This is a genomic window from Streptomyces showdoensis (genome assembly GCF_039535475.1).
In the GTDB taxonomy this organism is placed as follows: Bacteria; Actinomycetota; Actinomycetes; order Streptomycetales; family Streptomycetaceae; genus Streptomyces; species Streptomyces showdoensis.
Genome location: NZ_BAAAXG010000012.1, coordinates 432840 through 449020, shown reverse-complemented (window position 1 = coordinate 449020; position 16181 = coordinate 432840). Strand labels below are relative to the sequence as shown.

Sequence of the window (16181 nt, the reverse complement as noted above, 5' to 3'; positions counted from 1 at the left end):
GCCTCAGGGGCGCTGCGGCATCAGCCGAAGGCCTTGATGGCGTTCCAGTCCACCGACAGGACGACCTTCACGGCCCCGTTGGTGTTCGTCTGGGACGGGTAGTAGACGCGCATCTGCCCGTCCTCGAAGCGGGCCCAGAGGTCCGGGATCCGGTCGCCGTTGACGTCGGGGATGCCGACGATCGCGGTGACGTGGGCCTCGGTCCAGTTGGTGCCGTACGACTGGTCGCCGTTGAGGGAGTTGGCCGACAGCATCAGCGAGTTGAGGTCGACGCTGCCCGCGACCGGGCCCGGCTTGCCGTGGCGGATGTAGATGGTGCCGCTGTCCAGGCTGCGCCAGAGCATGTCCGGGGTGCCGTCGAGGTTGATGTCGCCGACGTTGACGATCTCCCGGCGGGCCCAGGCGGTGCCCTCCATGAGCGTGGCCGTCTGGAAGGAGGCGCCGGTGTAGCCGGTGAGGAACCAGAAGGCCGAACCGACGCGCACGACCACGTCCTGCAGCTTGTCGCCGGTGATGTCACCGACGGCCTTCATCTGCGTCCAGTCCTTCGGGGCGGGCGCGTTGGCGGGCAGCCGGATCTTCATCCGCTGGTCCACGTTGAACGTGCCGTAGCCGTCACCGGGGTAGAGCCAGAAGCCGCCGTCCGGGGTGCGGGCGAAGACGTCGGTGGAGCCGTCGCCGGGATAGACGTCCTGGTAGTGGGAGATCAGCGCGGCCTTGCCGGTCGTCTTGTCGTACCAGTGACCGGACGGGTAGAGCTTGTTGTCGCTCGTGTACGAGCCGGCCATGCCGCCGTACAGCTCGCCGCCGGGGCCGCCGGCGTACGAGATGAGGTTGCCGTTGGCGTCGATGACGAGCAGGTCGGCGATGCCGTCGCCGCCGACGTCGCCCGGACCGTCACCGGCGTCGCGCGGCGGGACGTAGGTGGCGTAGTCGGTGCGGGCGCTGACGTTGCCGAGCGCGTCCAGGGCGAAGATGTGCAGCCAGTTCGGCCCGGCGTGCGGCGGCGTCAGGTTCGGGACGGTGTAGGAGCCGTTGACGGCGGTCACGTCGGGGCCGTAGAAGCCCTCGAAGCCGTAGCGGAACTTGGCCGCGCCGGGCGAGGAGAAGGTGATGGAGCCGGTCTGGCCGAACTTCACGCTCGCCCAGGTGGCGCCGTCGGAGGTGGCCCGCTTGAACGGGGTGGTGTCCTCGTCCACGGTCGGCGCCGGCGGGGCGGAGCCGTCGATGGTGATCCGGCAGGGCTCGGAGCCGGCCGGGAAGTTGCTGGACACGGCACCGGCCGAGTCCTGGGCCTGCGCGTCCCAGGAGTAGGTCGCCTTGTCGTCCAGCGGGAAGGTGACGGGGACCGTGTACGAGACGGTGCCGCCGGCCGCGGGGGCGGGGACGAGCCAGCCGGCGGGCACGGTGCCGCCGGTCTTCCAGAAGCGGAAGCGGACCTGCTTCAGGTTGTTGTCGTCGTCCTTGGCCGTGACCTTCAGGGTGACGTTCGTCCTGCCGATCGTGAGCCCCGCGCCCGGGCCGGGCACGCAGGCGCCGCCCGGGGTGGTGGTGCCGTTGGTCGGCTCCTTCGGGTCGCGGTTGTAGTCACCCTCCAGGACCGCGGAGGTGGCCTTGAACTTGCGCCAGGTCTGGGTGTCCGACTCGGCGGTCGTCTTCATGCCGAAGGTGATGTTCGACCAGCCGGCGGTCGCGCCCTTCTGGACCGCGTCCATCACGGAGAAGGACTCGTAGTCGTCCGGGCAGGAGGTCGAGGACCAGCCGTGCGCGAAGGACTTGGTGTCCTGCACGGTCGACCAGCTCGGCTGCGCGTTCCAGGTCGTGCCGGAGGAGATGGCCCCGGTCAGGGAGAACTGGTACGAGCGGTTGGTGCAGGACCACGAGTGGTTGTTGAGGATCTTGAAGGTGGCGCGGCTCCACTTGGCGCCCGCGATGCCGGTGGGGAACCCCATGCGCCAGAAGGATCGGGCGGTGCCGCCGGTGTCGCTCTCGTGGCCCACGCGGGCGTCGGAGGTGCCCGAGGAGAAGTTGGTTCCGTTGAAGAAGCTGGTGTTCGGGTACGGCTTGTACGCGACCGTCCAGGCCTGCCACGGGCCGTTGAGCGGCGGGTCGACGAAGACGGGGTACCTGACGCCCTCGCGGGCGAGCAGGCCGGACTCGGCGACGCCGAGGCCGAGCCGGACGGACCCGGTGTTCTCGCCGGCCAGCTCGATCGGCAGCGGCGCGGCCTTGGCGCCGGGCTCGATGCCGGTGAGGCCGGAGAGCTTCAGGACGTCGGCGGGGGTGGCGGTGGAGGTGCGGTTCGGGGTGCCCTGGGGCAGCTCGGGGTCGCGACCGCTGGAGTCCCAGGCGAACGGGGTCGGGATGGAGCCGACCTCCTTGCCCGTCCCGTCGAGGACCTGCACCCGGCTGGCCTTGGGGTCGTGCCGGAAGGTCGCGGTCGCGGAACGCAGTCCGTACGAGACGGTCTTGAGCTCCGGCCGCTGGGCCGCCTGGGGCGTCTTCACGACGAGGACCTGGGCGAAGCCGCCCTCCTCACGGGCGACGAGCAGCAGGTCGACGCCGGGGAACACCTCGGAGTACAGGGCGCGCGGCCCGTCGAGCACCGGCTCGGGCAGCGCGCCCGGCCAGGTGTACGCGACGGTGTGCCCGGCCAGGTCGACCTCGGCCAGCAGCGTCTCGCCCGGCACCTCGGCGCGGACGAACGAACGGTCGGCACGGCCCTTGTCGGGGCTCCCGCTCGCGAAGCGCAGCGGGATGGCGGCGTTCGTGGGCGCGATGCCGAGACCCCGGGGGGCCTTGACGGAGCGCTTGAGCCGGTTGTCGATCGGGGCCCACTCGCCCTCGGCGTTCTTCGCCCGGGTCGGCGTGGCGGTGATCCGCGTACGGAACTGCCCGTCGGGCAGCGCCCAGGTGAGCGAGGTGGCCGTGGTGGCGGTGTCGATCAACACCTGCTTGCGGGTGCGAAGGGCCTGCGCCATCGCGGTGGCCTCGTCCTTGAGGCCGGTCGAGGCGGGCTCGGCCTTGGCGGCACCGCCGCCGGCCATGGCGGGGGCCGTGCCGGGCGGCTGCCACCAGGGCAGCAGCGCGGCGGTGAGGGCGGCCAGTACGAGGCCGAGGGTCAGTGACAGCCGTGTGCGCGTGCGCACGAAGGGGCTGAGATAACGAGGCGGCGCGGTCACGGCGGTCTACTCCCGTGTGGACCAGGCGGATCAGGGACAGCACAAACAGCCCCGTGCGGCGGACCGAGGGGCAGAAGGGCGGGGCAAACCATCACACGCGGTGGCCCCCAGGTCCACAGATGAGAACTTTATAAAGGCGTTACCCATTCGGATGAACACACCATAGTGACGACCGAATTGACCGCATACACCCGGCACATCCTCTCCAATTCGGTTGAGTACTACGCATTTTGACGATTAGTCCGATTCAGGCCTTGCGCGGCATACACCCGGAGCTACACCGTGAGCGACCTCACTGGAATTCACACAACGTCACCGTGCGTGATCTTGAATGCGCCACGGCGATGACGGAGAGTGCCGACGCGCGCACCTCCGACGAGGTGCGCTCTTTGGTGTTTCCGCACCGGATTCTCCGTTCCTTTTCTAACTCTTTGCGCTGGGTGGGAGTCGACGCGTATGCGTGCTTCAGGTCCGCTGTCATGGCTGGGGCGAGGACGCCCAGCCATGACGGAGTCACAACGACGGCGCCGGCGGCGAAGCCGCACGGCGACCGTCCTTCTGTTGTCGTCCACCTTGACGGTGACGAGCCTGGGCGGGCAGGCGCTGGCCATCCCCGGCCCGGGCATGAACCGCGAGGAGCAGACCACTTCGGTCGACCTCCCGGACATCCCGAAGAGCACCGAGCTCGAAGGCGACGCCACGGCGCAGAAGGACCTGACCCTCGCGGCCGAGGCCGTGATCCCGCAGTACCAGGCGAAGGACACGGCTGCCTGGGCCTCGGGTACGGGCAACGCGACGCTCACGCCGACCAGCACGCCGGGTGACACCGTGCCGGTCACGAACAACCTGCCGGTCGCCATCGGCGTACCGGAGGGCGGCGACCCGGCCGCGCTCGCGGGCGACTGGAGCGTCGGTCTGGCGCCGACGACCACCTCCCAGGACGCGGGCGTCTCCGGCCTGGTCATGAAGGTGACGCCGCCGGCGACGGTCGACCCGGCCGCCGAGGTCGCGCTCACCGTCGACACGAGCGGCTTCAAGGACCTTTACGGGCCGCAGGCCGCCGAGCGCTTCGGTCTGATGCTGCTGCCCGAGTGCGTCTACTCGTCCCCGACCACGGGTGACTGCGCGGACGACGCGGGGGCGACCCCGATGTCCGGCAAGGACGACTCCGGCGCCTTCAAGCGGCTGAGCTCGTCGGTGGAGGTCGTCCCCGCGAAGGACGCGCCGACGAACTCGAAGGCTGCTCCCAAGGCCAAGACCCGCAGCATCATCACGGGCACCATCCCCGTCTCCAGCCTGCTGGGCGAGGGCTTCACCTCCTCCCAGACGAAGGCCTCGTACCGCGACGGCGTCCAGCCGGTCGCGAACGCGGCCGGCGGCAGCGCGGTCGGCATGCTCGACACCGGCTCCTCGGCGCAGGGCGACTTCACGGCCTCGCCGCTGCTGTCGGCGGGCTCCTGGTCGGCCGGTTCGTCGTCGGGCGCATTCACGTACGGCTACCAGGTGCAGACCCCGGAGACCGCCGGCGGCCTGATGCCGAAGGTGAACCTGTCGTACTCGTCGCAGTCGGTGGACGGCCGCACGTCCTCGTCGAACAACCAGGCCTCCTGGATCGGCGACGGCTGGGACTACAACGCGGGCTCCATCACGCGTACGTACGTCAACTGCCGCCAGGACTCGAAGAAGGCCGGTGCGAACAACAAGACGCACCGCACCGCGGACCTGTGCTGGGGCTCGGAGAACGCCACGCTCTCCCTCGCCGGCATGACCACCGAGCTCGTCTGGGACGACTCCAAGAGCAAGTGGTTCACCGCGAACGGCGACGGCTCCAAGGTCGAGCGCGTCACCGGTCAGGCCACGGGCAACGGGGCGAAGGACGGTGAGTACTGGGTCGTCACGACGAAGGACGGCATCCGCTACCACTTCGGTCTGAACAAGCTGCCGGGCTGGTCCGACAACGGCACCGCCGCCGACGACCCGACCACCGACTCGGTGCTCACGGTCCCGGTCTACGGCAACCACCCGGGCGAGCCCTGCTACAAGGGCGCCACCACCGAGGACTGGAAGAACTCCTCCTGCACGCAGGGCTGGCGCTGGGGCCTCGACTACGTCGAGGACATCCACGGCAACGCCATGTCGCTGTGGTGGAAGAAGGACCAGAACTACTACGCCAAGAACTTCAACTTCAAGGCTCCGGTCGTCTACGACCGTGACGGCTACCTGTCGCACATCTACTACGGCCAGCGCAAGGACACCCTCTTCAGCGCCACGGCCCCGGCCCGCATCGGCTTCACCGTCGCGGAGCGCTGCTACGACGTCGCCGGTGTGACCTGCACCGAGGACAACTTCAAGTCGAAGGACCCGGGCAAGTACCGGCCCTGGTTCGACACCCCCGCAGACCTCCGTTGCGAGTCCGGCAAGAAGTGCTGGAACGCCGGCCCGACGTTCTGGACGCGCAAGCGCCTGGACAAGATCACGACCTCGGCCCAGCGCCGCACCGACACCACGGCCCGCCAGGTCGTGGACGAGTACCAGCTCAAGCAGTCCTTCGCCTCGCTGAAGACCGGCCCGAACACCGCCCTGTGGCTGGAGTCGATCAGCCGCACCGGCTACGCCCGCAACGGCTCCACCGACGCGAGCGTCACCCTGAACGCGGTCCGCTTCGAGCCCAACGTCGAGGACATGCCCAACCGTGTCCTCGCGGTCAACCCGCAGCGCCCCGGCTTCTCGCGCCTGCGCATCGCGCGCGTCATCAACGAGTACGGCGGCGAGACCGTCGTCACGTACAAGCCCATCGAGGGCGAGTGCGCCACCGGCCCGCTGCCCGGCAAGACCGACACGGCGGCCCTGAAGGCGAACAGCCGCCTCTGCTACCCGGTCTACTGGAACCCTGACCCGGAGTTCGAGGACATCGACTGGTTCCACAAGTACGCGGTCGAGTCGATCGAAGAGCTGCCGAACGTCGCCGGCTCGTACCCGACGAGGACGGCGTACCAGTACAAGAACCCGGCGTGGAGGTTCGCCGACGGCGAGTTCTCCAAGAAGTCCACCCGCACCTACTCGCAGTTCGCGGGCTTCGAGCAGACCACGGTGCTCACCGGCACCGAGGACCCCGCGGTCCGCAGCAAGCAGACGAAGGCCGTCACCCGCTACTTCCGCGGCATGGGCGACACGGTGTCCGTGAAGGACATCACCGGCGCCGAGATCGCCAAGGACAAGCAGCCCTTCGCCGGCCGCGTCGCCGAGGAGCTCACCTACACCAACGCGACCGACGCCGACACCGACTGGCTCACCCGCGGCGTCAAGATCCCCGAGGCCACCGAGCTGGCCAGGCGTGACCGCGACGACGGCCTGGAGCCGCTGCGGGCCTGGCGCGTCACGGTGCCCGAGGAGATCGCGTACACCAAGTCCTCGGGCACCAACGAGGACGACCCGCGCACCCTGCGCTCGGTCCGCACCCTGACGACCTACGACCCGACGTACGGACTGCCGACCCAGGTCGAGTCGTTCGGCGACACGGTCAAGTCCGGCGACGAGACCTGCACCAAGCTGGAGTACCTGCACCACACGGGCAAGAACCTCATCGGTCTGTCCAAGCAGGTCCTCGTCTCTCCGGGCACCTGTGCCAACGCGAACTTCGCCGATCTGAAGACGCTGACCAGCGCCAACCGCACGGCGTACGACGGCACGGCCTTCGGCACCGCGCTCGCCGACTCCACCCGTGGCCTGGCCACCGAGTCCTGGTCCCTCAACGGCGACGGCACCGGCTACCAGACCAACGGCACCACCGGCTTCGACGCCATCGGGCGCGTGGTCCGGCAGACCGATCCCGAGCAGAAGTCCGCCACGATCACCTACGACCCGCCCACGGGTCAGGTCTTCAAGGTGACCGAGAAGAACGCGCTCCTGCACGAGCAGACCCGCGAGCTGGAGCCCGGACGCGCGGTCACGCTGAAGACGACCGACCCCAACGGCTACGTGAGCGAGTCGAAGTACGACCCGCTGGGCCGTCTCGCCGAGGCCTGGTCCCCGGGCCGCACCCCGACGGCGGGCGCTGTGCCGGACTTCCGCGCGGTCTACACGATCCCCGCGGAGGAGACCGACCCGAACGACCCGTCGGTCAAGACCCGAAAGCCTCCGTTCGTCACCACGTACACGCGTGGCTACGAGGACCGGGTCGAGACCTCGGTGACGCTGTACGACGGCCTCGGCCGCGAGCGGCAGTCGCTGGAGGAGGCCGACAACGACGCCGGCTACCTCGTCACGGACACCCTGTACAACAGCTCCGGCGAGGTCTGGCAGACCAACAACGCCTACCTGACCAAGGACGCCAAGCCCGGCGAGCTCTTCACCCCGCTCGCCGACACCGCGATCCCGAACATCACGCGGTACGACTACGACGGCCTCGGCCGCGTGGTCAAGGAGACCCCGTACCTCAAGAAGGTCACGAACGAGGCGACCGGGGAGTCCCAGTCGGTCGCGTTCGAGGACCGGGCGACGAAGTACGAGTACGGCCAGGACTGGTCGAAGGTCATCCAGCCGCAGGGCGCCTCGTCCTACCGGCTGTTCACCGACGCGCTCGGCCGCACGGCCCGCGTGGACACGTTCAACCCCGCCGCTCCCAAGGGCTACACGTCGATGTCGTACGCCTACGACACGCGCGGCCTGATGGTGAAGGCCACCAGCTCGGCCGACACGGCGCACCCGTGGTCCTGGACGTACGACCGTCGTAGCCGTCTGGAGACGGCGACCGACCCGGACTCGGGCACCACGCGCAACACGTACGACGGTCTCGGCCGGCCGCAGACGAGCACCAACGCCCGTGGCACCAAGGTCTGGAACAGCTACGACGAGCTGTCCCGGCCCAAGCAGCAGCGCCTGAACGACGCCAACGGCACCGTTCTCGCCGACTACACGTACGACACCGTCCCGGGCGGCAAGGGCATGCCCGCCACCGCGGTCCGCTACACGGACGGCCTGGCGTACACGCAGAAGGTCGACGGCTACACCAAGGACTACCAGCCGACCTCGACCACGCTGTCCCTCCCGCAGTCGATCGTCGACACGTGGGGCTTCAAGAAGGACTACACCTACGGGTACTCCTACTCGGACACGGGCGCGGTGGAAGAGGCGCAGCTTCCCGCCATCGGCAAGCTGGACGCCGAGAAGGTGGTCGTCCGCTACAACAAGGACGGCAAGCCGCTCTCCCTGTCCGGCAAGGACTGGTACGGCGCCGAGACCACCTACTCCGCGTACGGCCAGGTGCTGCGCTCGACCCTGGGCGCCCAGCCGTACCGGGTCTGGACGCAGAGCTCGTTCGACGAGGGCAGCGGCGCGCTCCAGGAGCAGTCGGTCTACCGCGAGAAGAACGACGCCTCCCTGGTCGGCGGCAACCTGGTCTCCAACCGGGCGTACACCTACGACCCGGCCGGCAACGTCACCTCGATCCAGGAGAAGTCCGTCGGGATCGAGGAGCGCCAGTGCTTCGCCTATGACCCGCTGGGTCAGCTCAAGTCGGCCTGGACCTCCAAGGACCAGACGGCCTGCTCCACCCCGAAGAACACCGACGGCTCGCTCAACGTGGCCGCCGGCAGGGACAACTCCGGCTACTGGCAGGAGTACGAGTACGACCTGCTCGGCAACCGCACCAAGCTGACCGAGAACGACCTGACCGGCGACACCACCAAGAACGCCGTCACGACGTACGCCTACGGCAAGAACGCCGCCAAGGACCAGCCGCACACGCTGACCAAGGTGTCGAAGACCTACAAGACCCCCGCGGGTGCGCAGGTCACCGCCGAGGCCACGCGCCTGTACGAACTGACCGGCGACACCAAGTCGATCACCTCGGTCCAGAACGGCGACAAGCAGGACCTGACCTGGACCTACGACGGCAAGGTCGACCGGATCACCGGAGCGGGAACCGGGGGCAAGACCCCGTACGTGGGTCTCGCCCAGAAGTGCCTCGACCTGAGGTTGGGTACGGCCGCGGCCGGCCAGGCGATCCAGCTGTACGGCTGCAACACCACGGTCGCGCAGAACTGGCGCTTCGCCCCGGCCCCGGGCCAGGCGGACGCCAACCTCGGCACCCTGGAGGTCTACGACACCTGGTGCGTCCAGCCGGCGGCCAACACGGCCGGCTCGGCGGTGCAGCTGCAGAAGTGCAACGGCACCACCGCGCAGCAGCTCAAGCGGAACGCGGCCGGTCAGCTGACCCACGTCGCCTCCGGCCTGTGCCTCGCGGTGCAGGGCGGTAACACCGCGAACCAGACCCCGATCGTGCTCGCCACCTGCGACGCCGCTTCCACGGCGCAGCAGTGGCTGCCGCAGAACGACACCCGTCACATCTACGGCCCCGACGGTTCCCGTCTGCTGACCATCAAGGGCAAGCAGGCCACACTGAGCCTGAACGAGTCCGAGGTCACCGTCCAGCAGGGCGGCGTCCTGGTCCAGACGAGCCGCACCTACGCCGTCCCCGGCGGCGGGGTCATGCGCTACGCCAACGGAACGGGCGCGGACATGCTGGTCGCCCAGACCGGCGACCATCAGGGCAGCGCGTACGCGGAGGTCGGCCTCTACAGCGGCATGCCGGTCCGGGTGCGCAAGCAGGACGCCTTCGGCAACCAGCGCGGCGCCGACACCTCCGGCCAGAACATCCAGAACCACAAGGGTTTCCTGGGCAAGGACCGTGACGACGCCTCCGGCTTCCAGCCGCTGGGCGCCCGGCTGTACGACCCGTCGGTCGGACGCTTCCTGTCCGCCGACCCGGTGCTGGACCTGAACGACCCGATGCAGTCCAACGGGTACGCGTACGCGCACAACAACCCGGTGACCTTCGCGGACCCCACCGGCCTGTCGATCAGCCTGACCGCTACCGAGCGGGCCGCGGCCCTCGCGGGCGCGGGCCTGTCGGCGGCGCAGGTCGCGGAGGCGGAGGCCATGCAGGGCAAGTCCCTGACCTCGGTCATCCTCTCGGTCGCGTGGGAGACGCTGAAGGACTTCATCGGCATCAACGACGCCATGGCCTGCTTCGGCGGTGACCTGTGGTCGTGCGGCAGCCTCATCGTCGGCGCCATTCCGTGGTCGAAGCTGGGCAAGATTCCTTCGGTCCTGAAGGCGGTCAACCGCACCATCGACGCCGTCATGGCGTTCAGGGCCGCCAAGAAGGCCGCCGAGATCGTCCTCAAGGCCGCCAAGGCCGCCGAGGAAGCAGCCTTGAAGGCGAAGACCCTCGCCATCGAGAAGGCCAAGAAGGAGGCCGCGCAGAGAGCGCAGAAGAAGGCCGCCGAGGAGGCCAAGAGAACGGCCGACAAGGCGGTCCAACAGACGAAGAAGACCGGTAACCCGGTCCAGAAGCAGGCCCAGGCCAAGTCGGCCCCGAAGGCGTCCTCGCAGTCCAACAAGGGCTCCGGCGGCGGCAAGGTCAACACCAGCAAGCCCGGTGGCTCCTCCGGTGGCTCCTCCCGCGGCAAGGGCGGCACCAGCGGCAGCGGCGGCTCGGGCAAGGCCGACTCCCAGCGCAGTGGCGGCGGAGGCGGAGGCGGAGGCGGCTGCAACAGCTTCGTGCCCGGCACGAAGGTGCTGATGGCCGACGGCTCCACCAAGCCGATCGACCAGGTCAAGGCCGGCGACAAGGTCCTCGCGACCGACGAGAAGACCGGCGAGACCCGCGTCGAGACGGTCACGGCCGAGATCAAGGGCCAGGGCCTCAAGAAGCTGGTCAAGGTCACGATCGACGTCGACGGTGCCAAGGGCACGAAGACGGCCGTGGTCACCGCGACCGACGGCCACCCCTTCTGGGTCCCCGAGCTCGGCGAGTGGATCAAGGCGACCGACCTCCGGACCGGTCAGTGGCTGCAGACCAGCAAGGGCACCTACGTCCAGGTCGCGTCCGTCCGGCGCTGGACCGCGCAGGCCGCCACCGTCTACAACCTGACGGTCTCCGACGTCCACACGTACTACGCGCTCGCGGGTGCGACGCCGGTCCTGGTCCACAACGACGGCGGCAACAACCAGCCGCATGTCTGCGAGATCACCGGCGAGCCGTCGGACGAGCTGCTCGACTACGCCGACGCCAACGACGGCCAGACCAACGTGGTCGCCCAGGTCTTCACGGCCGACGGGGAGCACTTCGCCCTCGGCGCCAGCACGGGCCGCTCGATCGCGGGCCTCACCCCGAACGTGCGGACCGCGGTGCAGCTGACCGAGCACCACGGCGGTTGTGGCGAGATCGGCGCGCTGTGCGAACTCGAACGCCGCGGACTGCCCATCGGAGGCGCGAGGTCCCAGGCCGTCGACGTCCACGGCGGATCCGAGGGCTACGGATACGAACGCCATGGCGCCGAACGCGAGATGTGCGGCTACTGCAGGAAACTGTTCTCGTACCTGCTGACCGTCAGCCACTAGCCGCACCCCTGAAAGGAACGCCCGGGTGAAACCGACAGCCGAGTCCGTCCGGTTCCTCAACGAGGAGGTACGTGTCCCTCGTGGACTTCGCGAGCTCACCTCGATCGACTTCCCGTCCGAGACGGGAGCGTTGGTCGAACTGCTCACGGAGGAGTGGGAGGGCTGCGTCCTCCCCTGCTACGGGGGGGAACTACCTCGGATGGAACCGACTGTCGGTCTCCCCGGGCGGCTGGACCTCTTCCCCCGAGGGGGACGAGTTCATCCGCTTCGCGGAGAACCACGACCTCGCCTGCGCGATCGTCCTACGGCGCGACGGCAGGGTCGGGGTCTCCTGGAGCGGTGAGTACACGGACATGTTCGCCGGCTTCACGGAGTTCGTGGAGACGGTGGCCCTGTGGTCGACGCTGCGGGGCTGGACGGTCCTGACCGGTTTCGGTCTCCGGTACGCCGACGCCGTGGAGTTCGTCTCCAGGGGAAGGACCCGCCCAATGACGGGTGGGAGCCTCACCCGGTGGACGCGCTTCGACGACGCGGTCGTGCTGGAGGAGCCGTTCCTGACCGGCGACCCGGACCGCCCGCCACGGGTCCATCTCGTGGTGGCGGACCCGACCCCACTGACCGGATCCGACCTGGTCGGATCCCTGCCCTACCCGATGGTCTCCACCGTCGGGGAGGGGTTCCCCGGACTCCCGGCCGGATGGGACTGACACCCGAGGGACATGCGGAAGCCCCGCCGAAGTGATTCGGCGGGGCTTCCTGCGTTCCCGGACGCCGATCCGGGCGCCGATCCGGGCGTCAGAACCGCTCGGCCAGGTCCCGCTCCGCCGCGTACCCCGTGGCCCCCCGCGTGATGCGTCCAGCGCCGTCCGCCGTCCGCGCGGACGGCGCCGTGGTCTTCGCGGCCGCCGGCTTCTTCCCGCAGAAGGCCGCCTCCAAGGTGCCGCTGAGCGCCGTGTTCGCGGCGCCGTGGTTGGAGGTGTTGGCCAGGGCCGACAGGCTGCGGCGGCCGTCGCGGGTGGAGAAGGCGTAGGTGTAGAAGCCCTGCACCGTGCCGGTGTGGCCGTACACCCGGGTGCCGCAGGTGAGGTCGTAGCGGCGCAGGCCGAGGCCGTAGAAGCGGGTGTTCGTGGTGTCCGTCGGGGTCACCGTCGTCATCGCGTCCAGCATCGCCGGGGAGAGCAGCCGACCGCGCATGAGGGCGCTGGTGAAGGTGTTGAGGTCGGCGGGGCTGGAGATGACCGCGCCGGCGGACTGGGCCCAGGACACCGTCTGCTCGGTGGAGTCCACGAGCGCGCCGCCCTCCTCGTCGGGGTGCAGGTAGCCGCGGGCGTGCAGGCCCTTGATGGCGGTGTCCGGGTGGACGTACGAGGTCTGGCGCAGGCCCAGCGGCTTGAAGACGCGGCGCTCGTACGCGTCGGCGACGGGCCGGCCGGTGAGCTTCTCGATGAGCATGCCGACGACCACGAAGTTGGTGTTCGAGTAGGAGTAGGCGGCGCCGGGCTCGGTCGTGCGGGGTTCGGCGAGCGAGAGGTCGACCAGCTCCTGGTAGCCGAAGACCCGGTTCCGTACGGCTTCGAAGCCGGGCACGGTCTGGTTGAACATCGCGTCGGTGTAGTCGGCGAGGCCGCTGCGGTGGGTGAGCAGGTGGCGGACCGTGATGCGGTCGTCGGGCAGCAGTCCGGGCAGGTAGCGGTCGACCGGGGCGTCCAGCTCCAGCTTGCCCTCGTCCACCAGCTGGAGCAGCACGACGGAGGAGAAGGTCTTGCTGACGCTGCCGATGCGGAAGCGCGCGTGGATGTCCATGGGCGCGCCCGAGACGCGGTCGCGGACCCCGGCGGTCCGGCTGCGGACGCCGTCGGGGCCGCTGTAGCGGGCCATCGCGCCGGGCGCGCCGTTGGCCATCGCGGAGTTCAGGGCGGCGGTCACGCCGTCCATGTCGGGCGCGGGGGCCGTGGCGGGCGTGGGGGCGGGCACGGGTGCGGCGGCGTGGGCCGTCGGGGCGACGGCTCCGGCGAGGGCGGCGGCGATCAGGGCGGCGCTCAGCGCCAGGCGTCGGCGGGACGGCTGGGACGACTGCGACACGGTGGTTCCTCGGCTTCTTGCTCGGCTCGGTCGGCACGGCGGGCCGCGGTCGTCGTCCGACCGCGGCCACCAAGGATCATGAGTGCCGGAGCCCGGGAACGGTTCCTGACACGCCCGGCCGATCGGGACCCGTCCGGGTGGACGGGCCCCGGGGCCGTGCGGTGCGTCAGACGCGGTCGGCCGCGATCAGGACGTACTGGAAGGAGCCGTCCTTGTACGAGTTGATGAACGCCTCCTCGATGCCGGTGACCAGGGACGAGGTGGCGCGCAGCTCCCAGTAGGGCAGGGTGTCCGGGGTGAGGTCGATGACGGCCTGCGGGACGAGCCGGTTGTCCGCCATGGCCTTCAGGTACTCGCGGCGCGAGTGGATGTTGCACTCGAAGTGCGCGTTGATCTGGGAGACCCACTTCGAGGGCTGGCCGTACCGCGGGTTCCAGCAGCCGGTGATGGTGACGTAGCGTCCGCCGACGGCGAGGACCCGGGAGTGCTCGGCGAAGAGGTCCTCCAGGTCGACGTACATGCTGGACTCGTTGTTCCAGGAGCCGGCGGCCTGTCCGGTCTCGAAGGGCATGTCGAGCATGTTGCAGACGCGGGCCCGCACGTGGTCGTCGATGCCGAGTTCGGCGGCGCGCCGGTTGGCGAAGTCGGCCTGCTTGGCGGAGAGGGTGACGCCCTCGACCTTGGCGCCGAAGCGCTGGTGGGCCATGACCATGGAACCGCCGCGGCCGCAGCCGGCGTCGACCAGCGTGTCGTCGCGCCCGATGGAGCCGAGGTGGTGCAGCAGGACGTCGGCCTGCGCCGACTCCAGGCGGTGCAGCTCGGCGATCAGCTTCTTCTCGTACGCGCTGTCCTGGACGTCGCCGAGGGCCGCGTGGTCGATCTCGCCGATGCCGTAGTGGTGGTGGTAAAGGCCGTCGACATCGCCCAGCTTCAGGTTGACCGGCCGGGCCTCCGCGTCCCAGTAGCGCGCGATGTCGCCCTGGTACGGCGAGGCGGGAGCGGGGATGAAGGCGGCGGTGGAGCTGCCGTCGAGGGTGGTGAACTCGGTGCTGGTCATTGAGGAATCCATTCTTTGACTACCAGAAGTCGGGCAGGCTGTATCGATAGGTGTTGGTCTGGTGCCAGTAGTGGTTGCCGTCGACCCACACGGCCACGCCGCGCAGGAAGCGCAGCACGCTCGGTACGGGGCAGGCGGCGGCCAGCTCGGCGCTCTCGGCCTCGAAGGCGTGCATCAGGTCGTTGTGGACCTCGATCGCCTTCAGATAGGCGTCCTTCTCGGAGAGGCCCTCGCGCTCGGCGATCACCACGGGCAGGTTCAGGTGCTTGCCGGGGGTGTCCAGCTCCTTGGTGTAGGAGTAGAGGTCGTTCACGATGGTGCTGGCGTTCCCGGCGAGCGCGAGCACCCGCTGCATGGCGGGCAGGGCGTGCAGGTCGGTCGGCAGTTCGTAGCCGCCGACCGTGTCGGTGATGGTGGGGCAGGGGCGGAAGTTGTTGAACTGCCGCATCACCAGGTACTCCCACACCTCCGGCATGTGGTCCGTCTCGGTCCAGGCCGCTTCCGCGAGGTATCCCATGTGCAGCCGGGCCATGTCGTGCCGGAACCGGTCGGCCTGGGAGGGGGTGGCCTGCTTGACGAAGTACTCCATGGCGGAGCGGTACGAGCGCCGCGGGGCGTCCGCGCCGAGCGACTCCGCCCAGCGCGGCTGGTACTCCGCGGGCGCGGCCAGCGGGTCCAGGGCGGAGTGCGCGAGGAGCAGCCGCCCGCCGAGGCCGACGGGCGAACCCCCGTGGTTCTCGCAGTACATGTCGTCGACGGCGTTCTCTGCGACCATCAGCCGGGTGGCGATCATCAGGTGGTCGATGGTGGGCGCGTCCGGGTGGCAGGCGACCATGTAGCGCCCGACGGAGAAGCCGTCGAACTCGCCCTCCCAGTCGTCGGGGAACAGCTGGACCTCGTCGACCGCCCAGTCCTTGATCCGACGGCTGAGCTCCGCCACCCGTACGGGGTCGGGCTCCGGGACGGGGTGGTAGTAGAGGCCCGGGATGTGCAGCGCGTCCACCGGGGCCACTGGTGCCGCCGGGGCCGCCAGGACCACCGGGGCCGCCGGAGCCACCGGGGTCACCGGAGCCACCGGGGCCACCGGGGCCAATGGTGGTACCGGAGCCACTGGTGCCGCCGGTACCACCGCCGCGTGCGGAGCGGGTGCCGCGGGCGCCTCGATCGGCGCCGGCGGCGCCGGCACCGCGGGCGGCCCCGTGCGGCGGGCCAGGGACAGCGTGCTCGTGCCGAGGCCGCTGGGCCCGCGCAGGATCCGCTCGATCGCCGAGAGCGGCGCGGCCGGTGCGACCGGTACTTCCGGTGGGGCGGGAGGGGAGTCGGGGGGAAGGGGGGAAAGCCCGGGGTCGGGCATCCGTGGCTCCTTGCTGAGGTGAGTGGGCTGTCCCCGGCTCCCGGGCGTGCTCGCCCGGCCCGGGAAGGTCCGGGCCGTGTCGCGGACCGCGGGCGGATCC

At 69.8% G+C, this 16181-nt stretch carries 6 protein-coding genes; 2 read left to right on the top strand and 4 right to left on the bottom strand.

The window, feature by feature from the left end:
• Positions 1-20: 20 nt before the first annotated feature.
• Complete coding sequence (locus ABD981_RS08755; protein WP_046911047.1) at positions 21-3182, bottom strand: VCBS repeat-containing protein; 3162 nt, start codon at positions 3180-3182, stop codon at positions 21-23.
• Between the two features lie 624 nt (positions 3183-3806).
• On the opposite strand from ABD981_RS08755, the gene ABD981_RS08750 reads away from it, so the two are divergent.
• A complete protein-coding gene (locus ABD981_RS08750; protein ID WP_240495429.1) occupies positions 3807-11588 on the top strand; it encodes a ricin-type beta-trefoil lectin domain protein in 7782 nt (2593 codons plus the stop codon).
• Positions 11589-11941: 353 nt separating this feature from the next.
• Positions 11942-12295 carry a hypothetical protein gene (locus ABD981_RS08745; RefSeq protein ID WP_345528621.1) on the top strand — a complete coding sequence of 118 codons (354 nt, stop codon included), beginning with the start codon at positions 11942-11944 and terminating at the stop codon, positions 12293-12295.
• Between the two features lie 88 nt (positions 12296-12383).
• On the opposite strand, the gene ABD981_RS08740 is transcribed toward ABD981_RS08745, so the two are convergent.
• The 3 genes from ABD981_RS08740 to ABD981_RS08730 form a co-directional block, all read right to left on the bottom strand.
• Positions 12384-13670, bottom strand: coding sequence for a serine hydrolase domain-containing protein (locus ABD981_RS08740; RefSeq protein ID WP_240495428.1), 1287 nt, complete (start codon positions 13668-13670; stop codon positions 12384-12386).
• Positions 13671-13836: 166 nt separating this feature from the next.
• A complete protein-coding gene (locus tag ABD981_RS08735) occupies positions 13837-14727 on the bottom strand; it encodes a geranyl diphosphate 2-C-methyltransferase (RefSeq protein WP_046911050.1) in 891 nt (296 codons plus the stop codon).
• 19 nt (positions 14728-14746) lie between these two features.
• Positions 14747-16081, bottom strand: coding sequence for a family 2 encapsulin nanocompartment cargo protein terpene cyclase (locus ABD981_RS08730; RefSeq protein ID WP_046911051.1), 1335 nt, complete (start codon positions 16079-16081; stop codon positions 14747-14749).
• Positions 16082-16181: the final 100 nt, after the last annotated feature.